The organism is Pseudonocardia sp. Ae717_Ps2 (assembly GCF_001932475.1).
GTDB lineage: Bacteria > Actinomycetota > Actinomycetes > Mycobacteriales > Pseudonocardiaceae > Pseudonocardia.
Map to the genome: position 1 here is coordinate 3,529,805 of NZ_MCIS01000001.1, position 25,034 is coordinate 3,554,838.

A 25,034-nucleotide genomic window follows, 5' to 3' on the forward strand; every position below is an offset into this window, starting at 1 on the left:
CTAGCCCTCCATCCAGGCGAGCACCGCCATCACGCGGCGGTGGTCGTCCGAGGACGGCGGCAGTCCGAGCTTGGTGAAGATCGAGGAGATGTGCTTCTCCACCGCGCCCTGGGTGATCACCATGAGCCGCCCGATCGCGATGTTGGTGCGGCCCTGGGCCATGAGCTCCAGCACCTCGCGCTCGCGCGGGGACAGCTCGGCCAGCGGGTCACGCCGGCGGCGCTTGGTGAGCAGCGCGGAGACGACCTCCGGGTCCAGCACGGTGCCGCCCGCGGCGACCCTGCCGAGCGCGTCGGACAGGTCAGCGAGCTTGGAGACGCGGTCCTTGAGCAGGTAGCCGACCCCGCCACCGGCCTCCAGCAGGTCGGTGGCGTAGGACTCCTCGACGTACTGGGACAGCACGAGGATCCCCACCGACGGGAACCTCCGGCGGATCTCCAGCGCGGCCCGCAACCCCTCGTCGGTGAACGACGGCGGCATCCGGACGTCCACGACGGCCACCTCGGGCTGGTGCTCCTCCACCGCCGCGACCAGCGCGGTGCCGTCCCCGACGGCGGCGAGCACCGTCGCGTCCGCCTCCTCCAGCAGCCGGACCAGGCCCTCGCGCAGCAGCACCGAGTCCTCGGCGAGCACCACCCGCATCGTCATGGACCCATCCTGGGTCACGCGTCGCCGAGGCCGGCGACCGGGACCTCCGCGGTCAGGACGGTCGGGCCACCGGGCGGGCTGTCGACCTCCAGGCGTCCCTCGACGATCTCCAGCCGGTCGGCGAGCCCGGCCAGGCCGTGGCCCTTGCCCGGGTGGGCGCCGCCGCGGCCGTCGTCGCGGACGCTGACCCGAAGCAGCGTCTCGTCGACGGTCACCGTGACGGTCACCGCGGTCGCGCCGGCGTGCTTGGCGATGTTGGTGAGCGCCTCGGTCACCACGAAGTACGCGGTGTTCTCGACCAGGGCGGGCAGCCGGGCACCGTCGTCGAGGCCGACGTCGAGGTCGACCGGGACCGGGCAGCGTCCCGCGGCGGCCCGCAGCGCCGGGCCGAGCCCGCGGTCGGCGAGGATCGGTGGTGCGATGCCCCGGGACAGCGCGCGCAGCTCCGAGAGCGCCTCACGGCTCTGTTCCAGTGCCTCGTGCAGCAGCGGGCGGGCGCGCTCGGGATCGTCGTCGAGGCGCCGGACGGCGGACTCCAGGTCCATGCCGAGCCGCACCAGCCGCTGCTGCGGCCCGTCGTGGATGTCGCGTTCGAGCCGGCGCAGGGTCTGTGCCTCGGCCGCGACGGCCGCCCGCCGCCCGGCGGCCAGAGCCAGCGCGCGGGCCCGCAGTGCGGCCGTCTGGTTGGTGAGCAGGCCGCGGGCGAGCAGTGCGCGCATGTCGGTCAGCCACCGCACGACCGTCGGCAGGGTCACGAGCAGCAGAACCCCGAGCCCGGTGTTGAGCGCGACGTCGCCGAGGGTGGAGTCGATGCCGGTGACGGACCCGAACAGCGTCCAGTTCTCCGGCCCGCGCGGCAACGACCACTGCCAGAACACGTAGAACAGCCCGCCGAGCCCGGTGACCGCCCACACCAGCGCGACCACCGCGGTCAGGATCCGGACCGGCAGGGCGGCGACCGCGTGCGCCACGTCGCGCCAGCTCTGGGGGTCGGCCAGCGCCCGGAACAGCCGTCCCATCAGCGAGCGCCCGCGGTTGGGCCGGTAGTGGTGCGGCGGGAGCGGACCGCCGGTCGCGCCCTCGGTGGCCCGGCGCTCCAGCTCGGCGAACCCACGCGCCGCGGCCAGCAGACCGACGGTGATGGGCAGCCCGATCCAGATGACGAACGTGCTCGCCCCCAGCACCAGCCCGACCAGCACCACCACCCCGCTGACGACCGCCAGCGGCAGCCCGGCCAGCAGGTAGGCCATCTGCGCGCCGAGCCGGGTGCGTCCCGGCCACGTCGACGGCCAGCCCGGCGCGTGCGGCAGGTGCAGGCCGCCGTCGCGCAGCAGGTACTCGCGCAGCGCGCCGTTGCCCCAGCCCTCCAGCGCACGGACCAGGTGCGGGTCCAGGTGGCTGCCGCCCGGCTCGTCGGGGTCCGGCCGCGGCCGGACGGCCTGCTCCTCCGCCATCACGGTCCACCTCCTCGCCTGCCGGTCGTCCCCTGCGCAGGATAGGCGGTGACGAACGCCGCGCCGGGGTCGCGTGGGGCGGGGGCGACATGGTGAGCTACCACTCGGTAACAGACGCGACGACGCGAGAAGGTGTGCCCGTGGACCCCGCCGACCTCACCGACGTCCTGGACTCCGTCCGTGACTTCATCCGCACCGAGGTGGTGCCGCAGGAGGAGCGGATCGACGCCGAGGACGCCGTCCCCGAGCGCATCGTCGCCCAGTGCAAGGAGATGGGCCTCTACGGCTTCACCATCCCCGAGCAGTACGGCGGCCTCGGTCTGACCGCCTCACAGGAGGTCCGGCTCGCGTTCGAGCTCGGCTGGACGACCCCTGCGCTGCGTTCGTTGTTCGGCACCAACAACGGCATCGCCGGGCACGTGCTGCTGGAGGGCGGCACCGAGGAGCAGAAGAAGCAGTGGCTGCCCCGGCTGGCGTCCGGTGAGGTCACCGCCTCGTTCGGGCTGACCGAGGCCGACGCGGGCTCCGACCCGTCGTCGCTCACCACCAGGGCCGTCCGCGACGGCGACGGCTGGGTCCTCAACGGCTCCAAGCGCTACATCACCAACTCCCCCGTCGCCGACGTGATCATGGTGTTCGCGCGGACCGACCCGGACGCCCCCGGCAACCGCGGCATCTCGACCTTCCTCGTCCCGAAGGGCACCCCCGGCCTCTCGGTCGGGCCGAAGGACCACAAGATGGGCCAGTTCGGCGCGTGGACCGCCGACGTGTACCTCGACGACGTCCGCGTCCCGTTCGAGAACGTCGTCGGTGGCGAGGACGGCATCGACAAGGGCTTCCTCGTCGCCGCCAAGTGCCTGGCCCACGGCCGGCTGCACATCGCCGCCGTCTGCGTCGGGATGGCCGACCGCCTGGTCCACGAGACCGTCGAGTTCGCCAGGACCCGGGAGCAGGGCGGCAAGCCGATCGCGCGGTTCCAGCTGGTCCAGGGCCTGGTCGCGGACTCGGTCACCGACGCGCGTGCCGGCCGCGGTCTGGTCCTCGACGCCGCTCGCAGCTTCGACGACGGCACCGACATGGTCTCCGGGCCCGCCGCCGCGAAGTACTTCTGCTCGGAGATGGTGGGCCGGGTCGCCGACCGCGCCGTCCAGGTGCACGGCGGGGCGGGTTACATGCGCGGGGTCGCGGTCGAGCGGTTCTACCGCGACGCCCGGCTCTTCCGGATCTACGAGGGCACCAGCCAGATCCAGCAGGTGATCATCGCCCGCGACGCGCTGGGCCGCGCCGCCCGCGGCTGACCGTTCGCCTGCGGTCCGGCCCGTCCGGGCCGCCGGTCACCCGCCGGCGAGCACCCGGCGCAGCGCCGCGGAGACCACCCGGATCTCCGCCACCAGGTCACCCGGCACCGGGGCGGAGACCCAGCGGGTGAAGGCCGTGCGGAACACCGCGACGCCCGCCTCGGCCGCCACGGTCGCACCCGGCTCGCCCACGCCCCGGTCACGCAGTCCCTCGGCGAGCACCCGCGTGACCGCCTCCATCTTCACCAGCTCCCGCTCGCGCAGCGAGACGTTCGCCATCAGCACCCCCTGCCGGCGCCGCGCGAACTCCCACCCCGGGTCGAACGCGCCGGCCGCGTGTTCCAGCGCGGCGCTCAGCGCACGCTCGGGTGGCACGTCCGGGCCCACGGCGGCCAGCCCCGCGGCGAACAGGGCCACGAACGACTCCCCCGAGTCCCCGCCGAACAGCACCTCCCGCTTGTCGGCGTAGTGCCGGAAGAACGTCCGCTTGGTGACCCCGGCCCGGGACGCGATGTCCTCCACCGTCGTGCCGTCGAAGCCGTGCTCCTCGAACAGGTCCAGGGCCGCTCCACGCAGCCGTCCGGCGGCGTCCGGCTCCCATCTGCCCATGCGCGCAGCCTACGTGATGACACCTCGTGTCATCCCGGTGTACGGTGATGTCATCAGGTGACATCACCTGGTCGTCATCACTCACGGAGGCACCACATGCGCATCCTCGTCACCGGGGCGACCGGCTGGATCGGCTCCGCCCTCGTTCCCGAGCTCCTCGGGGCGGGCCACCGCGTCGTCGGACTGTCCCGGTCCGACGCCGGCGCTGCCGCTCTCGACTCGGCGGGAGCCGAGGTCGTCCGGGGCGACCTGGACGACCTCGACCTGCTGTCCGCCACGGCCGCGCAGGTCGACGGCGTCGTCCACCTCGCCTTCAAGCACGACCTGGCCTTCGGTGGCGACTTCCCCGCCGCGGTCGCCGCGGACCGGGCGGCCGTCGCCGCACTCGCCGCACCGCTGAAGGGCACCGGCCGCCCGCTCGTCATCGCCTCCGGACTGGCCGGACACCATTCCGGCACGCCCGTCACCGAGGACGACCCGCCCGCCGCCGACAGCCCGGCGGCGCACCGCATGGCCACCGAGCGGGACGTCCTGGCCCTCGCCTCGGCGGACGTGCGCTCGACGAGCGTGCGGCTCGCCCCCACCGTGCACGGCGCGGGCGACACCGGCTTCGTGTCCGTGCTCGTCGAGACCGCACGCCGGACCGGGATCAGCGCCCAGGTCGGCGACGGGAGCACCCACTGGCCCGCCGTGCACGTCACCGACGCGGCACGGCTGTTCCGACTGGCCTGCGAGTCCGCCCCGGCCGCGACGGTGCTGCACGCCGCGGACGAGCAGGGCGTGCCGATGCGCGAGATCGCCGGCGCGATCGGCCGCGGGCTCGACGTGCCGGTGCGGGAGGTGCAGCCGGAGCACTTCGGCCACCTGGGCGCCTTCGCCGCGCTCGACATCGTCGCCCTCAGCGACCGGACCCGGGCGCTGCTCGGCTGGCGGCCGGAGGGGCCCACGCTCGTCGAGGACATCGAGCGGCACTACACCAGGGCCACCACGGCACAGCCGACGAGCTGAGGCACCGGCCAACGACGAACGGCCCCGCCCGGGATTCCCGGGCGGGGCCGTTCGTACGGTGCGGTGGATCAGTGGGCGGCGGGACCCCGGTGGTACTCGAACACCAGCCCGCCGACGGCGATCAGCACCAGCGTCATGCCGACGACGATCATCCAGGCGTACCAGAACGCCACACCCAGCGCGGCGAACGCCGCCGCGGCGGCCAGACCCAGGGGCCAGTAGCTGCCGGGCGAGAAGAAGCCCACCTCACCGGCGCCGTCGGACACCTCGGCCTCGGGGTTGTCCTCGGGACGCTCCTCCAGGCGGCGCGAGACGAACCGGAAGTACGTGCCGACGATCAGCGACAGACCCGCGGTCAGCCACAGCGCGGTCACGCCGACGACCTCACCGGCGATGAACATGTACGCCAGCGCGGCCAGGATGAAGAAGCCGGTGACGATCTCGAAGAGCCGGGACTCGATCTTCATGGGTGCGCGTCCTCCCTCAGCCCGTGACCTGCGCGGCGAGCTGGCCGCGGTCGGTCGAGAACGGCTGCGTGCTGATCGCCTCCGGCGCGCACCACTCGCCGCAGTTCAGCGCCTGCAGCGCCTCGCCGGTCGAGTAGGCCTGCCCGGTCTGCGGGTTGATCTCCTTGCGGAGCTGGATGTACCGGTCGAACAGCGCGGGCTCCAGGACACGCACCTCGAAGTTCATCTGCGAGTGGTACGTGCCGCACAGCTCGGCGCAGCGACCGACGAACGCACCCTCACGGTCGATCCGGTCGATGATGTAGGTGTTGTCCTGCTCGTTCCGCTCCGGGAACGGGAAGACGTCGCGCTTGAAGAGGAACTCCGGCACGTAGAACGAGTGGATGACATCGGGCGAGCGCTGCGTGAACTGGATCGACCGGTCGGTCGGGAGGACCATGATCGGGATCGTGTCGCTCGTGCCCAGCGTGCTCACCGGGCGTCCGCCCGGGCCGGCCTCGTCGGGGTAGGAGAACTCCCAGTTCCACTGGAACCCGACGATGTCGACCCGCAGGTCGGCCGGGCCACCCGCGGTCGGGTTCTCCTTGTCGACGAAGTTCTGCACGTTCACCGTGAAGCCGAAGAGCACGGCGACGATGACGGTCGGGATGGCGGTGAAGACGAGCTCGACCGGCAGGTTGTACTGCGTCTGGCGCGGCAGCGAGCCGTCGTCGTCCTTGCGCTTGCGGTGCAGGATCATCGCCCAGAACATCGCGCCCCAGGTGATGACACCGACGATCAGCGCCGCGATCGCGGACCAGGTCCACAGGTGGCGCATCGACTCGGCTTCGGGGGTCACCCCCTCGGGCCACCCGAACCGGATGACCTCCTGGACCGAGCAACCGGCCAGAGCCGGCGCCGCCAGCAGGCCGACCACGGCCACCTTCGCCGCCCGGGCGATCCGGGAGCGGCCTTCGGTTCGGGCCACTGCACGCCGCCTTCCTGTCGTCTCCTGCGTACGCCGCACTGCCAGCACGTTCTTCCTTGCTCCGCCGTCACGACACCGCGGCCGAAGGGGATCTTGTGCCACCCGTATGGAGCACCGTCTTCGACCTCGCGTAGAGCCTAGACGAACCCCGGTCGGGCCGCGCCCCCCGGGGGTTCCCGGCCGGCGAGTGAACGTCGTCACCGCCGCAGGGGAAACCGGCAGTCTCTCAGCGGGAAGACCGTTTCGCACCGGGGCGCGCGAGACCCGTCCGGCTGACTCGGCATACTGACCGGTGTGTGCGGACTGCTGGGATTGCTGACCGCCGGGGCGGACGCCGCGACCCGGGTCGAGCCGATCGCCGACGGGCTGCGCTGTGCGCGGCACCGGGGACCCGACGAGAGCGAGACGTGGAACGACCACGACCTCGTCCTGGGGTTCAACCGGCTGTCGATCATCGACGTCGACCATTCCCACCAACCCCTGCACTGGGGGCCGGTGCCGGGAGAGGACACCCGCTACACGATCGTCTTCAACGGCGAGATCTACAACTACCTCGAGCTCCGTGAGGAGCTGATCGAGACCTACGACGCGGCCTTCGCCACCGACGGCGACGGCGAGGTCATCGTCGCGGCGTTCCACTACTGGGGCCCCGACGCCGTCCAGCGCCTGCGCGGCATGTTCGCCTTCGCGATCTGGGACGTCGTGGAGCGCGAGCTGTTCCTGGCCCGCGACCCGTTCGGCATCAAGCCGCTGTTCCTGGCCACCACCCCGGTCGGCACCGCGTTCGCCAGCGAGAAGAAGTCGCTGCTGTCCCTGGCCGGTGAGCTCGAGATCGGGCTCGACCTGGAGCCGGCCGCGCTGCAGCACTACCTGACCCTGCAGTACGTGCCCGAGCCGATGTCGCTGCACCGGATGATCTCGCGCGTCGAGTCCGGCACGCACGTCACCGTGCGCCCCGGCGAGGAGCCGCTGCACCAGCGCTACTTCGCGCCGAAGTTCATCTCACTGCCCAGCCACGCCCCGGCCAGCGCCGAGGCGGAGGCGATCGTGCACGGCGAGATCGCCGACGTGCTGCGCGACTCGGTCGCCAAGCACATGCGGGCCGACGTCACCGTCGGCGCGTTCCTGTCCGGCGGGATCGACTCCACCGCCATCGCGGCGCTGGCCAAGGAGCACAACCCGAACCTGATCACCTTCACCACCGGGTTCGAGCGCGAGGGCTACTCCGAGGTCGACGTGGCCGCCGAGTCCGCCGCGGCGATCGGCGTGCGGCACGTGGTGCGCACCGTCAAGCCGGACGAGATGATGGAGGCCCTGCCGCTCATCATCTGGTACCTCGACGACCCGGTCGCCGACCCCGCGCTGGTCCCGCTGTGGTTCATCGCCCGCGAGGCCCGCCAGCACGTCAAGGTCGTCCTGTCCGGCGAGGGCGCCGACGAGCTGTTCGGCGGCTACTCGATCTACCGCGAGCCGCTGTCGCTGTCGCCGTTCGAGAAGGTCCCCGGCACGCTCAAGCCGCTCATGCGCCGGGCCTCGCGCAAGATGCCCGAGGGCATGCGGGGCAAGGACCTGCTGCGCCGCGGGTCGCTGTCGATGGAGCAGCGCTACTACGGCAACGCCCGCATCTTCCGTGACGACCAGCTCCACGAGGTCCTGCGCGGCTACGACCCGCGGGTGTCGCACCAGGACGTCACGGCGCCGCACTACTTCGCCAGCCACGACTGGGACCCGGTCGCCCGGATGCAGCACGTGGACCTGTTCACCTGGCTGCGTGGCGACATCCTGGTCAAGGCCGACAAGATGACGATGGCGCACTCGCTGGAGCTGCGGGTGCCGTTCCTCGACCCCGAGGTCTTCGACATCGCCTCGTCGCTGCCGCAGTCGCAGAAGATCACCCACGGCTCGAACGGCACCACGAAGTACGCGCTGCGCCGGGCCTGCGAGGGCATCATCCCGCCGCACGTGCTGAACCGGCCGAAGCTGGGCTTCCCGGTGCCGATCCGGCACTGGCTGCGCGACGAGATGTACGCCTGGGCGCGCGATATCCTGCAGAACTCCGGGGCCGGGCACCTGATCGACCTGCAGGCCGTGCACCGCATGCTCGACGCGCACCGCGAGGGCCCGGTCGACCACTCCCGCCGGATCTGGGCGGTGCTGGTCTTCCTGCTGTGGCACGGGATCTTCGTCGAGAAGCGGATCGTTCCCGAGGTCCCGACCCCGACCTACCCGGTCAAGATCTGAGCGGTCCCGCACGACGACGGGCCGGCACCCCTGGGGGTGCCGGCCCGTTCGGCCACTACGGCGGGGTCAGCCGGGCAGGACGGCCCGGATCTCGTCGGCGGCGGCGTCACCGAACGCGTCGCGCAGCCGGATGAGGGCAGCGTCGCGGTCCCAGGTCCACTCCTGCGGGCCGTCGGACTCCAGGACGTAGGTCGCGATGAGCGCGCCCAGCTGGGCCGAGCGCTCCAGCGACAGCCCGGCGCCGAGCGCGGTGAGGAACCCGGCGCGCCAGGCGTCACCGACGCCGGTCGGGTCGACCAGCTCGGTCGGCGGGACGACGTCGATCCGGGTCTCGGTGCCGTCGGCCTCGACGATCAGCGCACCCCGCTCGCCGAAGGTGGTGATCCGGGTGCCGACCTTGGCGCCGATCTCCTCGGCGGTCCAGCCGGTCTTCTTGAGCAGCAGCTCGAACTCGTAGTCGTTGGTGACCAGGTAGGTGGCGCCCTCGATGAGGCGCTTCACCTCGGGACCCTCCATGCGGGCCAGCTGCTGGGACGGGTCGGCGAGGAAGGGGTAGCCCTGGGCGCGGCACTCGTCGGTGTGGCGCAGCATCGCGTCGGGGTCGCTGGCGCCGATGAGCACCAGGTCGAACCCGCCGACGCGCTCGGCGATCGGGGCGAGCTCGATCTCCTTCGACTTGGCCATCGCGCCGGTGTAGAAGGACGCGATCTGCCGCATGTCGTCGTCGGTGGTGCAGACGAAGCGGGCGGTGTGGACGTCGTCGTGGGTGTGCACCCCGGAGGTGTCGACCCCCAGGTCGTCGAGCACCTTCCGGTACTCGGCGAAGTCGGCGCCGACGGCGCCGATCAGCACCGGGTTCTGGCCGAGCACACCGAGCGCGAAGGCGATGTTGCCGGCCACGCCGCCCCGGCGGATCGTCAGGTCGTCGACCAGGAAGCTGACCGAGATCCGGTCGAGCTGCTCGGCCAGGATCTGCTCGGAGAACTTCCCGGGGAAGTGCATGAGATTGTCGGAGGCGATCGACCCCGTCACGGCAATAGGCACACGGGGGAGCCTACGTCACCCGAGCCGAAGGGCCCCGCCGGAGATCACCGGCGGGGCCCTTCGGAGGTGCTGTCGTGCGACGTCAGTTGAAGCTGTCGCCACAGGCGCAGGAGCCGCCCGCGTTCGGGTTGTCGATCGTGAAGCCCTGCTTCTCGATGGTGTCGACGAAGTCGATCGTGGCGCCCTGCAGGTACGGGGCGCTCATCCGGTCGACGCCGACCTTGAGACCGTGGAAGTCACGGAAGAGGTCACCGTCGAGCGACCGGTCGTCGAAGAAGAGCTGGTAGCGCAGGCCGGCGCAGCCACCGGGCTGCACGGCGATGCGCAGGTGCATGTCGTCACGGCCCTCCTGCTCGAGCAGGGTGCGCGCCTTGACGGCAGCGGAGTCGGTCAGCTCCACGCCGTGCGTCTGCTCCGTGGTCGCGCCCGCGTTCACGGTGTTGTCAACGGTCATGACTCTCCCAACAACGTGCGTGGTCCGCCCTGTTCCCACCGGGCGTCGGAATCCATAGTACGACGTCCCGCAGGTCCGCATCCGCGCGGAGACCGTGCGATTCGTCGCCGGGAGGGTGACGGGGATCACCGACTCCAGCGCGGAGCGACACGTTCGGCCAGGTCGGCGAGGGTCCCGGCCGGGTCGGCCAGCGAGGCCTCCAGCCCGAACTCCTCGGCCACCCCGAACGCGGCGTCGACCCCCGCCGCGGCGGCCTCCCGGCGCCCGACGCTCACCTGACCGGCCAGCACCACGCACGGCGTGCCGCGCTCGGCCGCGCCCCGGGCGACCGCGGTGACGAGCTTGCCGCGCAGCGACTGCCAGTCGAAGCTGCCCTCCCCGGTCACCGCGACGTCGGCGGCGTCCAGCTCGGCGTCGAGCCCGACCAGGTCGCGGACCAGTCCGGCACCGGACTCGACCCGCGCGCCGAGGGCGAGCAGCGCGGCACCGAGACCGCCCGCGGCCCCTGCCGAGGGCAGGTCGCTCACGTCGCGCCCGGCCAGGCCGGCGAGCACCCCGGCAAACACGGTCAGCGCGCGGTCCAGCTCGGTGACCGCGGCGTCGTCGGCGCCCTTCTGCGGGCCGAACACCGCGGCGGCGCCGTGCGGTCCGAGCAGCGGGTTGTCGACGTCGCTCGCCGCGACCAGGGTCATCCCACCCAGGTCGGGTGTGCCGTCGAGGCGGGCACAGCAGTCCAGGGACGCGCCGCCGGGTGGGAGCGGGAGACCGTCCTCGTCGACGGGGACGGCGCCGAGGGCGGCCAGCAGGCCGGCGCCGCCGTCGGTGGTGGCGGACCCGCCCAGCCCCACGACGGCGGTGGTGACCCCGGCGTCCCGGGCGGCGGCGAGCAGCTCCCCCACGCCGGAGGTCGTCGCGGTGCGGGCGACCCCGGGGATCCGGTCCTCGCGCGGGACGTGGTGCAGGCCGCACGCCGAGGCGCACTCCAGGTAGGCCGTGTCCCCGACGCGCAGCCAGGACCCGGTCACCGGGTCGCCGAGCGGACCGGTGACCTCCTGCTCGTGCAGGGTCCCGCCGAGCGCGGTGTGCAGCACCTCCGCGAAGCCGGTGCCGCCGTCGGCGAGAGGGACGATCGCGACGTCGGCGCCGGGCACCCCGCGACGCCAGCCCGCGGCGATCGCCTCGGCCGCCTCCCGTGCGCTCAGCGTTCCGCCGAACGAGTCGGGAGCCACCACGATGCGCATGCGGGGCAGGCTAGCGGCGGCCCGTATTGTGGGCTCCTGTGAGGTTCCTGCGCCGCTCCGAGAGTTCCGACCAGGCCGGTCAGACGGCCGTCGAGTCCCCGGCGGACACGGACGCTGCGGAGACGGAGGACGAGGGCGCGACCCGCTCGCGTCCCCGCACCACCCCCGGCAAGGGCCGGGCGACGCCGAAGCGCCGTGACGCCGAAGGCAGGCGGCGCGGCCCCGCGCCGCCCCCGCCGCGCACCCAGCGGGAGGCCGCGAAGCTGGCCCGCGCCACCCGGCCGTCGAAGGACGAGCGCCGGGCGAAGGCGCTGGAGCGCCGCAAGCGGATGGACGCCGGTGACGACCGCGTGCTGCTCCCCCGTGACCGCGGCAAGGTGCGGGCGTACGTGCGTGACATCGTCGACTCGCGCCCGCACGTCATCGGGCTGTTCCTGCCGCTGGCCGCGCTCGTGCTGGTCGCGGCGCTGATCCAGAACCCGATGATCCAGCAGTACGTCACGCTGTTCACGTTCCTGATGCTGATCGTGATGGTCGTCGAGGGCACGCTGCTGGGCATGCAGGTCCTGAAGAAGGCCCGCGCGAAGTTCCCCGACGAGGAGATCAAGGGCCTCGGCACCGGGTGGTACGCGTTCTCCCGCGCCACCCAGCCGCGACGGATGCGGGTGCCCAAGCCGCGCGTCAAGCGCGGCGACACGGTCTGACACCGTCCCGGCGGGCCCCTGCTCTCAGAGCACGAGCGGCCCGCCGGGCAGGTCCAGCACGGCCTGCAGCGACGGCGTCTCCCCCGCGACGACCTCGGCCTCCCCGCCCGCGCCGAGCGCGTCGAGCAGCGCGGTCACCCGCTCCGGCTCGGGGTGGGTCAGGCGCAGCGTCCGCAGGCTCGCCGGGACCGGGAGGTCGGCGGCCGGGTGCCGGGTGGTGCCCCAGTCGATGAGGAACGGCAGCACCCCGCCCGCGTCGTCGGGCGGGAACGCGAGCCGCCACGCCAGGAGCGTGCCGTCCGGGCGTCTGCGGGACATGTCCCGGGCCGGTCCCGGGTCGTGCCCGGCGGCGCGGGCCGCGGCGAGCGCGGCGTCGAGGTCCTCGACGCGCACCGCCCAGGTCACCAGGGCGGGCGCGGTCAGGGTGTCGATCCGGAACGGGCGCGGTGCGCCCGGCTCGTCCTGGGCGGGGTCGGGGCCCACGACCTCCAGGTAGCGGCCCGGCCCGATCCCGGCCAGCCGGTTGCGGGTGCCGACACCGACGTGCGGTCCGCCCTCGATCGTGTGGAGATGACGTCCGGCCAGGTCAGCGGCGGTGTCGTCGACGTCGGGGGTGGCCAGGACCAGATGATCGAGCACCTTCGCGACGCTACCGGGGACCGGTAGGACACGATGTGCGGCGTGACTCCTCCCGTCGAACTGCGGACACTCGTCCTCGGGGGCACGCGCTCCGGCAAGTCGCGGCACGCCGAGGAACTGCTCGAGGGGCTGCCCTGCGACGCGGCGGTCCGCTACCTGGCGACCGGTCGGCGGATCCCCGGCGACACCGACTGGGACGCGCGCATCGCCGCGCACGCCGCCCGGCGCCCCGCGCACTGGACCACCGAGGAGGTCGTCGGCACCGAGCTGGCCACCGCGCTCGCCCGGCCCGGCCCGGTGCTGGTCGACGACCTGGCGACCTGGCTGACCGGTGTCCTGGACGACGCCGGCGCCTGGGCCGCCCCGGTCGTGCCCGCCGGCGTCGACGCCGCCGTCGACGGGCTGGTCTCCGCGGTCGCCGCCGCGCCCGGGCCGCTGGTGCTGGTGTCCGCCGAGACCGGGCTGGGCGTCGTGCCGGACACCCGTGCCGGGCGGCTGTTCCGCGACCGCCTCGGCGAGCTGAACGCCGCCGTCGCGCGGGTGTGTGACGACGTCGTGCTGGTGGTGGCGGGGCGGGCGCTCGCGCTGCCCCCGGGTGGCACCGCCGGGACTCCGGCCGTCGCTCCGGCTCCGGTCACCGAAGTCCCGGCAGCAGAGACCCCGGAGCCCGAGGTCCCCGCTGCCGGGATCGCCGCGACGGAGGTCGCGGATCCCGCCGGGGACGTCGCCGGCACCCCGGCCGGGGTGCCGGGTGCGGTCGTCCCCGCGACCGGAGCCGCCGCGGGCGCCGTCGCCGGGGCCGCGCCGACGCCCGACTCGGTGTCGGAGTCCGACGTCGAGATCGTCCCGGTCACCGTCGGGCGGCCGGACTCCCGCAGCTGCCGCGAGGCCGTCGCGCTGGTGGACGGGCTCGCGATGCCCACCGGTGGGCTCGGCAGGCTCGGTGAGCTGGGTGTGTGGCTGGCCTCCTGCCAGGGCGTCTGCCCGCCGCAGGCCCCGGTGCGCGCCCGGGTGCTGCTGCTCGCCGCCGACCACGGCATCGCCGCGAACGGTGTCTCGGCCTACCCGCCCGAGGTGTCCGCGGTGCGGGCGACCGCCGCCGCGGCCGGACGGCTGCCGGTGACCGTCGCCGCGCGGGCCGCCGGGGCGACCGTGCGGGTCGTCGACGTCGGGCTGGTGTCCGGGGCCGAGGGTGCCGAACCGGGCTGGCTGGTCGCCCACGGCACCGGCCGGATCGACCGCGAGGACGCCCTCGACGGTGAGCGCGCCACCACCGCGTGGCTGACCGGGCGCCGGCTGGCCGACGCCGAGATCGACGCCGGGGCGGACCTGCTGATCCCGGCGACGCTCGCCGTCGGCGTCACGACCCCGGCCGCGACGCTGGTCGCGGCCGTGACCGGGGCCGAGCCGGTCGCCGTCGTGGGGCGGGCGTCGGGGATCGACGACCGCGCCTGGATGCGCAAGGCCGTCGCGATCCGCGACGCGCTGCGCCGGGCCCGTCCGCACCTGCGCGATCCGCTGGCGCTGCTGCGCACCGTGGGCGGCACGGACCTGATCGTGCTCGCCGGGTTCCTCGCCCGGGCCGCGGAGCGGAAGGTGCCCGCGGTGCTCGACGGTCTGGCGGTCGGCGCGGCGGCGCTGCTGGCCGACGAGCTGGCCCCCGGGGCGAAGGACTGGTGGGTCGCGGCGCAGCCGTCGACCGAGCCGGCCGCGACGCTCGTCTTGGAGCACCTGTCGCTGGTGCCGCTGCTGGACCTGGCGGTGCGCACCGAGGACGGCACCGCCGCGGTGACGGCGCTGCCGCTGCTGGTGACCGCGGCGCGGCTGCTCGCCGAGACCGGGACGGCGCGCGACACCGGCGTCGTGCCGGGCGACGTGACCGCGGCGGCCGGCGCCGGGCGGTGAGCGGACCCCGGCCGGGCCCCCTCGCCGGGCTCGCGCTGGCGGTCAGCTGGCTGACCGTCGTGCCGGCCCGGGTGCGCACCGCCGACGACGGCGCGCTGCCCGACGGCGTCGCCGCGGCCGCGCTGCGCTGGGCGCCGCTGGTCGGTGCCGGGCTCGGCGTCGCGGGCGGGGCGCTGCTCACCGGTCTGGTCGCGGCCGGGGTGTCCCCACTGGTCGCGGGCCTGCTCACGGTCGGGGCGGGTGCCCTGGCGACGCGCGGGATGCACGTCGACGGCATCGCCGACACCTCTGACGGTCTGGGCAGCTACGGACCGCCGGAGCGGGCGCTGCGGATCATGGCCGACGGCGGGGCGGGGCCGTTCGCCGTCGTCACGCTGCTGGTGGTGCTGGGCGCCCGCGCCGCGGCACTCGCCCAGCTGGTGGCCGCGCCACCGGTCGTCGTGCTGGTGGTCTGTGCGCTGGCCGCGGCGACCGGGCGCGCCGGGTTCTGCTGGGTCGCGCGCCGCGGCACGCCCGCCGCGCGCCCGGGTGGTCTCGGTGCGACGGTCGCCGGGTCACAGCCGGTGTGGGTGGCGCCGCTGTGGTGGGCCGGGCTGGCCTCGGCCGCCACCGTGACGCTGGCCGCGACGGGTCCGGCGGGCACCGTCGTGACGACGGCGGCCGTGGTGGGGGCGGTCCTGCTCGCGGCGCTGCTGGTGGTGGGGCTGGCCCACCACACCCGGCGCCGGTTCGGCGGGATGAGCGGCGACGTGCTGGGCGCGGCCTGCGAGGTGGGCGGCACCGCCGTCCTCGTCGTGCTGGCGGCCGCGCTCCCGGGCTGACGGGCCGCCGAGCGGGTCACCGCGGTTCCCCGAACCAGCGGCCGAGGGCGACGTCGAGGGTCGAGGGGTCGCCGGCCCAGCAGACGTAGCCGTCGGGCCGGACCAGCAGGGCGTCGGTGTCGGCGCCCCGGCCGGCGCGCTGGATCCGGCCGCTCCAGCGGCGCTCCTGCTCGCCGTAGTGGCCCCGGGGATCGACGAGCACACCACGACCGGCGCGCAGGAGCTCGTGGAGCCGGGCCGGACCGAGGTCGACGTCGGGGGCGGGACGACCGACCAGCGGGTGCTCTCCCACGCCGGGCATCGGATAGCGGACGGTCCGGCCGGAGAGCGTCTCGGTCAGCCTCCGACGCACCTCAGGCAGCGCGGCCAGCTCGACGACGAGGTCCCGGGCCGCCGTGACGCCGGGGGTTCCGGTGCCGGCCCAGTCCATCAGCAGGCTCTGGGCCGCGACGTTGCGCAGGACCGCGGCGCCGACCGGGTGGCGCTCGTCGTGGTAGGTGTCGAGCAGTCCGGGCCCGGCCCAGCCGTGCACGGCGGCGCCGAGCTTCCACCCGAGGTTCATCGCGTCCTGGATGCCGGTGTTCATGCCCTGGGCGCCGAGGGGCAGGTGGACGTGGGCGGCGTCGCCGGCCAGGAACACCCGTCCGTGCCGGTAGCGGGCGGCCTGGCGGGCGGCGTCGGTGATCCGGTAGGCGTAGCTGGTCTCCAGCAGCTCCACGGCCGTCCCGTACACCGCCCGCAGGCCGTCGCGGATCTCCTCCTCGGTGACGGGGACGTCGCGGGGCCGCGAGCGTGGCCCGCCCAGGGCCAGGCGGTGCAGTGGGCGCCCCTGCCGGTCGGTGCCGAGGGGGAAGATCTCGGTCCAGGTCCCGTCGTCGCCACGGGTGTGGGTGACGAGCTGGTACTCACCGCTGAGCCGGACGTCGGCAGCGACGACGGTCACCGTCCCCGGAGTGCCGGGGAACCGCTCGTCGAGAAGGGAGCGCACGGTGCTGCGTCCGCCGTCGGCGGCGACGAGCCAGCGTGCGCGCAGTGTGGTGCCGTCGGCGCAGAGGGCGGTGACCGCGTCGTCGTCCTGGGTGAGCGCCGTCAGCTCGCACGCGCGCCGGGCACGTACGCCGTGCGTGGCGAGGTGCCCCTCCAGCAGCTTCTCGATCTCCACCTGCGGCGCGGTACGCCACGCCAGCCGCTCATCGGGGTCGTCGAGCCGGATGCCGGCGAAGTGGGCCGGGACCGGCCGGGCGAAGTCCTGGGCGAGCAGGAGCTCCAGCAGGCCTCGCTGGTCGAGCGCCTCCTGGGTGCGGGGCTGGATCCCCCCGGCCTTGGACAGCGTACTGCGCTCGGCCAACCGGTCGACCAGGACGAACGGCACCTGGGCGAGGCGCAGCTCCTCGGCCAGTACGAGACCGGTGGGCCCGGCCCCCACCACGAGTACCTCGGTGTCCACGGGGTCTGTCATCGGAAGCTCCTCGGGTCGGTGTGTCCGCGTCGAGCCGACTGTTCACCGTGTTCGGTGATCACCGCCGCTGAACCGCACGGATCCGGCGGATTCCGGCGCCGTAGGCTCCGAGGTGATGGATGACGACTTCGACGAGATCGACCGTCGGCTGGCGCACGCGCTGGCGCTCGACGGCCGGGCCCCGTTCAGCCTCATCGCGGAGGTGGCGGAGGTCTCCGAGCGGACGGTCGCCCGGCGCTACACCCGGCTGCGCTCGACCGGAACGATCCGGGTCGTGGGCCGCCCGGCCGCCGTCGCGACCGGCGCCGTGGAGTGGTTCCTGCGCGTGCGCTGTGCGCCGTCCGCCGCCGTCGCCGTCGCGGAGGCACTCGCGCGGCGACCGGACACCTCGTGGGTGATGCTCACCTCGGGCGGTACCGAGATCGTGTGCGCAGTGCGCGCCGAACACGACACGGACAGCGAGACGTTGCTGCTCGACCGGCTCCCCCGCACGTCACGGGTGGAGGCCGTGAGCGCGCACTCGGTGCTGCACACCTTCTACGGCGGCGCGGAGAGCCCGGTGGCCAAGCTCGGGCCGCTCGACGCGGCTGCCGCCGCCCGCCTGCGACCCGCACCGCCGGACGGACCGGGCGGGCCCGTCCGCCTCGACGACGGCGACCGCGAGCTCGTCGCCGCACTGGCCGACGACGGACGCAGCACCTACGAGCAGCTGGCCGCACGCACCGGCTGGTCCGCCTCGACCGTGCGTCGCAGGCTGCACGAGCTACGTCGCCGCGGAGCGGTTCATGTCGATCTCGATGTCGACCCGCGCCTGTTCGGCCGCGGTGTGCGCACCCTGTGCTGGTTCTCGGTGCCGCCGGCAGACCTCGCTCCCGTCGGCGAGGCCCTCGCCGGGCACGCCGAGGTCGCCTTCGCCGCCGCCACCACGGGCCCGACGAACCTGTGCGCCACGGTGCTCTGCGCCGACCAGCGGGGGGTCTACCGATATCTGACCGAGCAGGTCGCGACGCTGCCGTCCGTCGCCCACGTCGAGACGGCGCCGGTGATCCGGATCGTCAAGGAGGTCGGCGGCGGAACCGTGCCACGGGCACGGCCCCGCCACTAGACCGCGCCGCCCGACTGCGCGTCTCAGACCGACGCGGAGGCCGGCACCAGCGTGTGCATCCAGCCGTGCGGGTCCGGGGCCGCACCCCGCTGGATCGCGGTCAGCGCGTCACGCAGCTGCAGGGTGACCGGGCCGGGCTCACCGTTGCCGATGGCCACCTCGCCGCCGCTGTGCTTGACCGTCCCGATCGGGGTGATCACCGCGGCGGTGCCACAGCCGAACGCCTCGGTCAGCACGCCGCTCGCGGCACCACCGAGCCACTCCTGGCCGGAGATGCGGCGCTCGACCACGGACATCCCGAGGTCCTCCGCCACGGTGATCAGCGAGTCCCGGGTGATGCCGGCGAGCACCGAGCCGCGCAGGTCCGGCGTCGCGATCTCGACCGAGCCGTCGTCGCCGCGGAAGACGAAGAACAGGTTGTTCGAGCCCATCTCGTCGATCCACTGGCGCTCCTCGGCGTCGAGGTAGGCGACCTGGGCGCAGCCGTGCTGGGCGCCGACCGACTGCGGCAGCAGCGACGCCGCGTAGTTCCCGCCGCACTTGGCGGTGCCGGTGCCGCCGAGCGCGGCGCGGGTGTACTCGGTCTCCAGCCACACGTCCATCGGCTGGACCCCACCGGCGAAGTACGGCCCGGCGGGCGAGGCGATGACCGCGTAGAGGTACTCCGACGACGGCCGCACCCCCAGCCCGACCTCGGTCGCGATCATGAAGGGCCGCAGGTAGAGCGAGTCCTCGCCGCCCGCCTCGGGCACCCACTCGGAGTCCACGGCGAGCAGCTCGGACAGCGAGGCGAGGAACAGCTCCTCGGGGAGCTCTGCCATCGCGAGCCGGCGCGCGGAGCCGGCGAACCGGGCGGCGTTGGCGTCGGGGCGGAACGAGGCGATCGAGCCGTCGGGCTGGCGGTAGGCCTTGAGCCCCTCGAAGATCTCCTGCCCGTAGTGCAGGACCATCGACGACGGGTCCAGTGTCAGCGGGCCGTAGGGCACGACCGCCGGGTCGTGCCAGCCGGTCCCGGCGGTCCACCGGATCGTCACCATGTGGTCGGTCATGTACCGGCCGAAACCAGGGGCGGCCAGTACGTCGGCGCGCCGCTGGGGGGACGCCGGGGCGGGGTTGCGGGTCACGGAGAACTTCGGCGCGCTCATGACACGAACGGTATCGCCGGCGTCCATCCGGCAGACAGTCGGATTCCCGACCATCGGAACGGGTCACCGCACGTGCGAGGGCACCAGGGGCGGCTTCACGACCTCCACCGGCAGCGCACGGCCCCGGACGTCGATCACCAGCGTGTCCCCGACGGCCACCTGCGGTGCGGTGTCGACCAGGGCCAGCGCGATGCCGGTGCGCAACGTCGGCGAGAACGTCCCGGAGGTGACGACGCCGACCGGGTTGCCGCCCTCGCCGTCCAGGACGGTCATGCCCGCCCGCGGGACACCGCGCCCGGTCGCCCGCAGCGCACGTAGCCGCCGCGCCGGGCCCGCCGCGCGCTCGGCCAGCAGCGCGTCGCGGCCCCAGAACGCGGGCTTGTCCCAGCCGACCGCCCAGCCGCTCCCGGCCTGGACCGGGCTGATCTCGGTGGACAGCTCGTGGCCGTGCAGCGGGTAGCCCATCTCGGTGCGCAGGGTGTCCCGCGCGGCGAGCCCGCAGGGCCCGCCGCCGACCGCGCGGACGGCGTCGAGCAGGGCGTCCCACATCGCGGGGGCGGCCCCGGCGGCGAGGACGACCTCGTAGCCGAGCTCGCCGGTGTAGCCGGTGCGGCAGATCCGCACGCCGCCGTCGCCCAGGCCGCCCTCGATGTCGGTGAAGGCCATGTAGTCCAGCCCGGCGACGGCGTCGCCCGCGGCACCGAGCGCCGCGACCAGCGCCTCGCGGGACCGGGGGCCCTGCACCGCGAGCACCGCGAGCTCGCGGTGCCGGTCGGTGATCACGACCCCGGGCGGGGCGTCGGCGGCGAGCGCGGAGACGATCCGGGTGGAGTTCGCGGCGTTCGGGACGAGCAGCAGGTCGTCGTCGGCCGCCAGGTACACGATCATGTCGTCCTCGACGCCGCCGCGGGCGTCGCAGGCCAGGGTGTACTGGGCCCGGCCCGGGCCGATGCGGCCGAGGTCGTTGGTGAGGCAGGCGTTCAGGTGCGCGGCCGCCCCCGGCCCGGTGACCGGGACGGTCCCGAGGTGGCTGACGTCGAACAGTCCCGCCGTCTCCCGGACCGAGGTGTGCTCGGCGACGGTGCCGCCCGGGTAGGAGATCGGCATCGACCATCCCCCGAACTCGCCGAGGGTGGCGTCGAGGGCGACGTGCCGGTCGTGCAGTGGGCTGGGCAGGAGCTCGTCGGTCACGCGCCCGACCCTATCGGCCTCAGGCCGCCTGCTCCTCGGGATCGGTGCGGCGCACGGGTTCCTCGTCCGCGGCACGAGCACGGGAGCGCGCGGTGACCGCGCAGAGCAGCCAGCCCGCGGCGAGCGCCCCGACGGTCGCGAGCAGCGGCCACAGCGGCATCGCCGCGGCGACGACCAGGCACCCCACCCCACCGGCGACGGCGACGACCGCCGCCCGCACCGGGCGCCCCGGCAGCCGGAGCACCGCGGCGTGCACCACCGCGTGGTGGACCAGGGCCGCGACCACGGTGACCACGATCGCCGTCGTCGCGGACAACAGCAGGGTCATCGCCAGGGTCAGCGCCCCCAGCGTCAGGTCGGCCACCCACGGCGTGCCACGCGACCCGCCCCGCCCCAGGAACGCGGGCAGCTCCCCCTCGCGGGACAGCCGGGCGGCCCCGGCCGCGGCCCGCGAGAGCGCACCGAGCAGCGCGGCGATCGTGGCGGCGGCGGCCCCGATCCGCACCAGCACCCCGACCTGGGCGCTGCTGCTGGTGTCCATCAGTGCGGCCAGCGGAGCCGACGCCGACGCCAGCCCGGACGCCCCGAGCCCGCGCAGCAGCGCCGCCGACAGCAGGAGCAGCAGCAGCGTCGTGATCATGACCGCGAGCGCGGGGGCCCGGCGGATCGCCCGCACCGGGTCCCGCAGGCTGCCACCGAGCTCGGCGACGCGCGACAGACCGGTGAAGGCGAGGAAGACGAACCCGGCGGCCGCGAGCACCCCGAGCGGGCCCGGTTCGATCGCGGCCTGCAGCGTGGCGACGGCCGGGTCGTCGGGCGTCCCGGCGCCGTCGCCGGCGATGCCGGCCCCGGTCGCCGCGGCGGGCATCGCCGAGGACAGCACCGCCTGCGGCCCCTCCGAGCTCAGGCCCACCGCGATCGCGACGGTCAGGGCGAGCAGCGTGCCCACCACCAGACCGCGCGCGGCGCCGTGCGAGATCCGCACCCCGAAGGCGTTCACCGCGACGACGGCGAGCACCGCCACCACCGCGATCGTCACCGGCTGGGTCGGCAGCACGTAGGCGCCGAACACCAGTGCCGCCGCCGACCCGGCGGCGACCCGCGAGGTCACCCGCGCGACCGCCCCGAGCCGCAGCGCCGGGGCGGGCAGGTCACCGCGGGCCAGCTCCGGACCGGCCGGGCGGGCGAGCGACAGGTGCGCGGTCGAGGCGACCACGCCGAGCGCGAGCAGCGCGGCGAGCAGCACCCCGAGCGGGAACCAGGTGCCCGCCGACGCCGCAGCGGGCCCGAGCGCGGCGTACAGCCCGGTACCGAACGTCGCCGCGAGGGCGACGACGACCGCGGTCACGGTCGGCATCCGGTACGGGGGGCGAGGCACCCGTTCACCTTCCCATCCACCCCTGTGCCGCGCGGCGCCGCGGGGGTGTCATTACCATCTCGGTCCGGTCTCGTCGTCCCGCCCGCCACCCGGCTCCCCACCCGCCCGGCGCACAGGACACGCGCACCGGCCACGCAGGGTGAGATCGGGCGAGGCGGAACCACTCGTCCGATACCCACCGTTCCCGTCCGACCCGAGGAGTGCCACCCGTGCCGATCGACGTCCCGACCCTCCCCCAGACCGCCGCGCACAGCGGTGCCGAGACGGAGGCGGTCGTCGACGCCGTCGTGGTCGGTCTGTACGCCCCCGCGGCCGACGCCGCCGACGGCACCGGCCCGGCCCTGGCCGCGGGCGCCGACGGCGTCGACGCCGCGTTCTCCGGGGAGCTGCTGGAGCTGCTCACCACCGTCGGCGCGACCGGCAAGGCCGAGCAGGTCGTCTCGCTGCCGACCCGCGGGGCGCTGTCCGCGCCACGGCTGGTCGCGGTCGGTCTGGGCCGCCCGGCCGAGGGACCGAAGGCGTCCGAGGCGGTCCGGCGCGGCGCCGGTGCCGCCGCCCGCGCGCTGGCCGGGACCGGCTCGGCGCTGAGCACGCTGTCCGCGGTCGACGCCGAGGCCGCGGTCGTCGGCGCCGTCCTGGGCGGCTACCGCTTCGACCGGCACCGGACCTCGACCGACGCCGCGGCCGCCCCGGTCGGCAGCTGGTCGTTCACCGGCACCGACGACCGGTCCGTGCAGCGGGCGACGCTGGTCGCCGAGGCCGTCGTCACCGCGCGGGACCTGGTCAACACCGCGCCGAACGTGCTGGTCCCGGAGACCTTCGCGGCGCACGCGGTCGCCCTCGGCGAGCGTGCCGGCCTGGTCACCGAGGTCCTCGACGACGCGCAGCTGCGGGAGAACGGCTACGGCGGCATCACCGGCGTCGGGAAGGGGTCGGCGAACCCGCCGCGGCTGGTCCGCCTGACCTGGAACGGCGGCGCCGCCCCGTCGAAGCGGGTCGCGCTCGTCGGCAAGGGCATCACCTTCGACACCGGCGGCATCTCGCTCAAGCCCAACGCCGGCATGGCCGACATGACCTCGGACATGGGCGGGGCGGCCGCGGTCGTCGCGACCGTCGTGCTGGCCGCGAAGCTGGAGCTGCCGGTCACCGTGACCGCGACCGTGCCGATGGCGGAGAACATGCCGTCGTCGACGGCGTACAAGCCCGGCGACGTGCTGACCATGTTCGGCGGCACCACCGTCGAGGTGCTCAACACCGACGCCGAGGGGCGGCTGATCCTCGCCGACGCGATCGTCCGCGCCGCCCAGGACGACCCCGACTACCTGGTGGAGACCTCGACGCTGACCGGCGCGCAGCTGGTCGCGCTCGGCATGCGCACCGCCGGGGTGATGGGGTCGGACGAGCTGCGCGACCGGGTCGCCGCGCACGGTGCCGCCACCGGCGAGGACGCCTGGGCGATGCCGCTGCCGGAGTACCTGCGCAGCGACCTGGACTCGCGGGTGGCCGACATCAGCAACGTCAGCGGGCAGCGGTTCGCCGGGATGCTGCTGGCCGGGGTGTTCCTCAAGGAGTTCGTGCCCGCCGGGCTGCCGTGGGCGCACATCGACATCGCCGGGCCGTCGTTCAACACCGGCGGGCCGCGCGGCTACACGACCAAGGGCGGCACCGGTGTCCCGGTGCGCACCCTGCTGGCGTTCCTGGAGGACGTGGCAGCGAACGGCTGACCGGCCTCAGCGTTCCTGCAACGCGTCCAGCGCGACGGCGAACGCGGCGGCCAGGCGGAAGTCGACGCGCGGGTCCGGGACGGCGACGTCGTAGGAGTCGCGCAGCGACCACCGCCGGCCGCTGCTCATCAGCAGGGTGCCGTCGGCGTCGTCGGTGACGTCGAAGTGGTACGGCAGCGGCAGGTTCTCCGCGACCCGGCGCAGCAGCGCGACGCCCAGGCTGCGTTCGCGCCCGGTCGCGGCGATCCCGGGCGCGGTCAGCGTCCAGGTCGAGCGCAGCAGGCTCGCCCCGAACCGCTTGCCGAAGGTGCCGATCACCTGGCCGTGCTCGTCGAACACGTCGTGCTCGGCGCGGACGTCGAGGCGTTGGCGGGCGCGGAAGGAGAACACCGCGCGGGAGCGGGTGTCGTCGGACCAGAAGGTGACCTGCTCCTTGAAGGCGAACCGCTTCTGCTGGGCGAACGCCATGAGCGCCCCCGCGCTGCCGTCGGGGTTCGCGGCGTGCACGTCGTAGCGGTTCACGCCGAGGGTGATCCGCTGGCGGACGAGGAAGCGGGGCAGGTGCATCGCGGCGGTCACGGGTCCGGAGTCTGGCCCTGCCGGGCACCGGCCGCGACACCGGGCCGGGGGTTACCCGCGGGTAGGGCATACTGCCGCGCATGAGCCGGCAGCGTCGTCGACACGAGGTCCCCGCGCACTCGCCCCGCTCCGCGGTGGTCACCGGCGCGGCCCGCGGCATCGGCGAGCAGATCGCCCGGGAGCTCGTCGGGCGCGGCTACCGGGTGCTGGTCACCGACCTCGACGAGGCAGCGGCACGGGCCACCGCGGCCCGGATCGGGGCGGCCGCCGGCACCGCCTGCGACGTCACCGACCCCGCGGCGTCCGCGGCGGCGGTGGCCCGGGCCCGCGAGCTCGCGCCGCTGGGCGCCTGGGTGAGCAACGCCGGCGTCGGGTTCGACGGCACCGTCACCGACATCGCCGAGGACCGGGCCCGCGCGCTGGTCGAGGTCAACCTGCTGGGCCCGATCTGGGGTGCCCGGGCCGCGGTGACCGCGTTCCGCGAGCAGGCCGACGCGGGGACCACCCGGGGCGGCGAGATCGGGGTGACCGTGTCGCTGTCCGGCCTCGGGCCGGTACCGGGACTGTCGGTGTACGCGGCGTCGAAGGCAGGCGCGCTGTCGGTGGTGTCCGCGCTGGCCTCGGAGGTGCGGCGGGAGGGCATCGGGGTGCACGCGGTGTGCCCGGACGGGGTGAACACCGAGCTGCTGCGGTCGATGACGCCCGGCGGCCAGGGCCAGGCGCTCGTGCGGTCCGGGGTGCTGGTCACCCCCGAGCAGGTCGCGACGGCGCTGGTCGGGATGTTCGGGACCGGCCGGGTCTACCGGACGCTGCCCGCCTGGCGGGGTGCGCTGCTGCGGCTCACCGCACTGGCCCCCGGGCCCGCGCTGCGCCTGGAGCCCGCGATGCGCGCGCTCGGCGAGCGACGCGCCCGCTCACTGCGCCCCTGACCCGGGTCCCACCTACATCCGCAC

General features: G+C 74.6%; 23 protein-coding genes. 9 read left to right on the top strand and 14 right to left on the bottom strand.

Going from position 1 to position 25,034, the window contains the following annotated elements; translation table 11 throughout:
- Positions 1 to 642, bottom strand: coding sequence for a response regulator transcription factor (locus tag Ae717Ps2_RS16115; protein ID WP_043282742.1), 642 nt, complete (start codon positions 640 to 642; stop codon positions 1 to 3).
- A 20-nt stretch (positions 643 to 662) separates the two neighbouring features.
- Positions 663 to 2,102: a sensor histidine kinase gene (locus Ae717Ps2_RS16120; RefSeq protein WP_020628297.1), complete on the bottom strand. Its 1,440-nt coding sequence runs from the start codon at positions 2,100 to 2,102 to the stop codon at positions 663 to 665.
- A gap of 140 nt (positions 2,103 to 2,242) precedes the next feature.
- Here Ae717Ps2_RS16120 and Ae717Ps2_RS16125 point away from each other — a divergent pair, with 140 nt between their 5' ends.
- Complete coding sequence (locus Ae717Ps2_RS16125; protein ID WP_060711624.1) at positions 2,243 to 3,400, top strand: acyl-CoA dehydrogenase family protein; 1,158 nt, start codon at positions 2,243 to 2,245, stop codon at positions 3,398 to 3,400.
- Between the two features lie 36 nt (positions 3,401 to 3,436).
- Here the strand turns inward: Ae717Ps2_RS16125 and Ae717Ps2_RS16130 are convergent, their stop codons facing one another.
- Entirely contained in the window at positions 3,437 to 4,009 is a 573-nt protein-coding gene (locus Ae717Ps2_RS16130) for a TetR family transcriptional regulator (protein ID WP_020628299.1), read from the bottom strand.
- A gap of 96 nt (positions 4,010 to 4,105) precedes the next feature.
- Here Ae717Ps2_RS16130 and Ae717Ps2_RS16135 point away from each other — a divergent pair, with 96 nt between their 5' ends.
- A complete protein-coding gene (locus tag Ae717Ps2_RS16135; RefSeq protein ID WP_075307047.1) occupies positions 4,106 to 5,017 on the top strand; it encodes an SDR family oxidoreductase in 912 nt (303 codons plus the stop codon).
- 68 nt (positions 5,018 to 5,085) lie between these two features.
- On the opposite strand, the gene Ae717Ps2_RS16140 is transcribed toward Ae717Ps2_RS16135, so the two are convergent.
- Positions 5,086 to 5,484 (bottom strand): cytochrome c oxidase subunit 4, encoded by a 399-nt coding sequence (locus Ae717Ps2_RS16140; RefSeq protein WP_020628301.1) that lies wholly within the window; start codon positions 5,482 to 5,484, stop codon positions 5,086 to 5,088.
- A gap of 16 nt (positions 5,485 to 5,500) precedes the next feature.
- Positions 5,501 to 6,451: a cytochrome c oxidase subunit II gene (locus Ae717Ps2_RS16145; protein ID WP_075333562.1), complete on the bottom strand. Its 951-nt coding sequence runs from the start codon at positions 6,449 to 6,451 to the stop codon at positions 5,501 to 5,503.
- A 294-nt stretch (positions 6,452 to 6,745) separates the two neighbouring features.
- Between Ae717Ps2_RS16145 and asnB the strand changes: the two genes are divergently transcribed.
- On the top strand, positions 6,746 to 8,692 hold the full coding sequence (gene asnB / locus Ae717Ps2_RS16150; RefSeq protein ID WP_075307049.1) for an asparagine synthase (glutamine-hydrolyzing): 1,947 nt from the start codon (positions 6,746 to 6,748) through the stop codon (positions 8,690 to 8,692).
- Positions 8,693 to 8,758: 66 nt separating this feature from the next.
- Here the strand turns inward: asnB and Ae717Ps2_RS16155 are convergent, their stop codons facing one another.
- The 3 genes from Ae717Ps2_RS16155 to Ae717Ps2_RS16165 all read right to left on the bottom strand — a co-directional run bounded on the left by Ae717Ps2_RS16155 (position 8,759) and on the right by Ae717Ps2_RS16165 (position 11,431).
- A complete protein-coding gene (locus Ae717Ps2_RS16155; RefSeq protein ID WP_139320249.1) occupies positions 8,759 to 9,694 on the bottom strand; it encodes a carbohydrate kinase family protein in 936 nt (311 codons plus the stop codon).
- A gap of 124 nt (positions 9,695 to 9,818) precedes the next feature.
- Entirely contained in the window at positions 9,819 to 10,190 is a 372-nt protein-coding gene (locus tag Ae717Ps2_RS16160) for an iron-sulfur cluster assembly accessory protein (RefSeq protein ID WP_020628305.1), read from the bottom strand.
- A 125-nt stretch (positions 10,191 to 10,315) separates the two neighbouring features.
- Entirely contained in the window at positions 10,316 to 11,431 is a 1,116-nt protein-coding gene (locus Ae717Ps2_RS16165; protein WP_075307053.1) for a glycerate kinase, read from the bottom strand.
- 38 nt (positions 11,432 to 11,469) lie between these two features.
- On the opposite strand from Ae717Ps2_RS16165, the gene Ae717Ps2_RS16170 reads away from it, so the two are divergent.
- Positions 11,470 to 12,135 (top strand): DUF3043 domain-containing protein, encoded by a 666-nt coding sequence (locus Ae717Ps2_RS16170; RefSeq protein WP_020628307.1) that lies wholly within the window; start codon positions 11,470 to 11,472, stop codon positions 12,133 to 12,135.
- Between the two features lie 24 nt (positions 12,136 to 12,159).
- Here the strand turns inward: Ae717Ps2_RS16170 and Ae717Ps2_RS16175 are convergent, their stop codons facing one another.
- On the bottom strand, positions 12,160 to 12,774 hold the full coding sequence (locus tag Ae717Ps2_RS16175) for a VOC family protein (RefSeq protein WP_075307055.1): 615 nt from the start codon (positions 12,772 to 12,774) through the stop codon (positions 12,160 to 12,162).
- Between the two features lie 42 nt (positions 12,775 to 12,816).
- On the opposite strand from Ae717Ps2_RS16175, the gene Ae717Ps2_RS40385 reads away from it, so the two are divergent.
- Both Ae717Ps2_RS40385 and Ae717Ps2_RS16185 read left to right on the top strand, forming a co-directional pair.
- Positions 12,817 to 14,679 carry a bifunctional adenosylcobinamide kinase/adenosylcobinamide-phosphate guanylyltransferase gene (locus Ae717Ps2_RS40385; protein ID WP_158071504.1) on the top strand — a complete coding sequence of 621 codons (1,863 nt, stop codon included), beginning with the start codon at positions 12,817 to 12,819 and terminating at the stop codon, positions 14,677 to 14,679.
- On the top strand, positions 14,676 to 15,500 hold the full coding sequence (locus Ae717Ps2_RS16185) for an adenosylcobinamide-GDP ribazoletransferase (RefSeq protein WP_075333564.1): 825 nt from the start codon (positions 14,676 to 14,678) through the stop codon (positions 15,498 to 15,500). Before Ae717Ps2_RS40385 ends, Ae717Ps2_RS16185 begins: the two co-directional genes overlap by 4 nt.
- Before the next feature lie 16 nt (positions 15,501 to 15,516).
- Here Ae717Ps2_RS16185 and Ae717Ps2_RS16190 read toward each other — a convergent pair whose 3' ends face one another.
- Positions 15,517 to 16,959, bottom strand: coding sequence for an FAD-dependent monooxygenase (locus tag Ae717Ps2_RS16190; RefSeq protein WP_233147585.1), 1,443 nt, complete (start codon positions 16,957 to 16,959; stop codon positions 15,517 to 15,519).
- A gap of 115 nt (positions 16,960 to 17,074) precedes the next feature.
- Here Ae717Ps2_RS16190 and Ae717Ps2_RS16195 point away from each other — a divergent pair, with 115 nt between their 5' ends.
- Positions 17,075 to 18,064: an Lrp/AsnC family transcriptional regulator gene (locus tag Ae717Ps2_RS16195; protein WP_075307061.1), complete on the top strand. Its 990-nt coding sequence runs from the start codon at positions 17,075 to 17,077 to the stop codon at positions 18,062 to 18,064.
- A gap of 23 nt (positions 18,065 to 18,087) precedes the next feature.
- Here Ae717Ps2_RS16195 and Ae717Ps2_RS16200 read toward each other — a convergent pair whose 3' ends face one another.
- From Ae717Ps2_RS16200 to Ae717Ps2_RS16210, 3 genes are all read right to left on the bottom strand, one after another.
- Positions 18,088 to 19,209, bottom strand: a complete 1,122-nt coding sequence (locus Ae717Ps2_RS16200; RefSeq protein WP_075307063.1) for a branched-chain amino acid aminotransferase — start codon at positions 19,207 to 19,209, stop codon at positions 18,088 to 18,090.
- 63 nt (positions 19,210 to 19,272) lie between these two features.
- Positions 19,273 to 20,400: a glycine cleavage system aminomethyltransferase GcvT gene (gene gcvT / locus Ae717Ps2_RS16205; RefSeq protein ID WP_020623028.1), complete on the bottom strand. Its 1,128-nt coding sequence runs from the start codon at positions 20,398 to 20,400 to the stop codon at positions 19,273 to 19,275.
- 19 nt (positions 20,401 to 20,419) lie between these two features.
- Positions 20,420 to 21,778 carry an amino acid permease gene (locus tag Ae717Ps2_RS16210; protein ID WP_139320178.1) on the bottom strand — a complete coding sequence of 453 codons (1,359 nt, stop codon included), beginning with the start codon at positions 21,776 to 21,778 and terminating at the stop codon, positions 20,420 to 20,422.
- Between the two features lie 215 nt (positions 21,779 to 21,993).
- Between Ae717Ps2_RS16210 and Ae717Ps2_RS16215 the strand changes: the two genes are divergently transcribed.
- Positions 21,994 to 23,502, top strand: coding sequence for a leucyl aminopeptidase (locus Ae717Ps2_RS16215; RefSeq protein WP_075311985.1), 1,509 nt, complete (start codon positions 21,994 to 21,996; stop codon positions 23,500 to 23,502).
- 6 nt (positions 23,503 to 23,508) lie between these two features.
- On the opposite strand, the gene Ae717Ps2_RS16220 is transcribed toward Ae717Ps2_RS16215, so the two are convergent.
- A complete protein-coding gene (locus Ae717Ps2_RS16220; RefSeq protein WP_198932198.1) occupies positions 23,509 to 24,081 on the bottom strand; it encodes a hypothetical protein in 573 nt (190 codons plus the stop codon).
- Between the two features lie 80 nt (positions 24,082 to 24,161).
- Here Ae717Ps2_RS16220 and Ae717Ps2_RS16225 point away from each other — a divergent pair, with 80 nt between their 5' ends.
- The gene (locus tag Ae717Ps2_RS16225) at positions 24,162 to 25,010 is read left to right on the top strand and encodes an SDR family oxidoreductase (protein WP_051050130.1); all 849 of its coding nucleotides are present in this window, start codon (positions 24,162 to 24,164) and stop codon (positions 25,008 to 25,010) included.
- The last annotated feature ends 24 nt before the right edge of the window (positions 25,011 to 25,034 follow it).

Coding starts and splice junctions, on each gene's coding strand:
- Ae717Ps2_RS16115 (WP_043282742.1), bottom strand. CDS start 642: ATGCGGGTGGTGCTCGCCGAGGACTCGGTGCTGCTGCGCGAGGGCCTG.
- Ae717Ps2_RS16155 (WP_139320249.1), bottom strand. CDS start 9,694: ATGCACTTCCCCGGGAAGTTCTCCGAGCAGATCCTGGCCGAGCAGCTC.
- Ae717Ps2_RS16225 (WP_051050130.1), top strand. CDS start 24,162: ATGAGCCGGCAGCGTCGTCGACACGAGGTCCCCGCGCACTCGCCCCGC.
- Ae717Ps2_RS16165 (WP_075307053.1), bottom strand. CDS start 11,431: ATGCGCATCGTGGTGGCTCCCGACTCGTTCGGCGGAACGCTGAGCGCA.
- Ae717Ps2_RS16120 (WP_020628297.1), bottom strand. CDS start 2,102: ATGGCGGAGGAGCAGGCCGTCCGGCCGCGGCCGGACCCCGACGAGCCG.
- Ae717Ps2_RS16190 (WP_233147585.1), bottom strand. CDS start 16,959: ATGACAGACCCCGTGGACACCGAGGTACTCGTGGTGGGGGCCGGGCCC.
- Ae717Ps2_RS16160 (WP_020628305.1), bottom strand. CDS start 10,190: ATGACCGTTGACAACACCGTGAACGCGGGCGCGACCACGGAGCAGACG.
- Ae717Ps2_RS16195 (WP_075307061.1), top strand. CDS start 17,075: ATGGATGACGACTTCGACGAGATCGACCGTCGGCTGGCGCACGCGCTG.
- Ae717Ps2_RS16135 (WP_075307047.1), top strand. CDS start 4,106: ATGCGCATCCTCGTCACCGGGGCGACCGGCTGGATCGGCTCCGCCCTC.
- Ae717Ps2_RS16130 (WP_020628299.1), bottom strand. CDS start 4,009: ATGGGCAGATGGGAGCCGGACGCCGCCGGACGGCTGCGTGGAGCGGCC.
- Ae717Ps2_RS16140 (WP_020628301.1), bottom strand. CDS start 5,484: ATGAAGATCGAGTCCCGGCTCTTCGAGATCGTCACCGGCTTCTTCATC.
- Ae717Ps2_RS16200 (WP_075307063.1), bottom strand. CDS start 19,209: ATGAGCGCGCCGAAGTTCTCCGTGACCCGCAACCCCGCCCCGGCGTCC.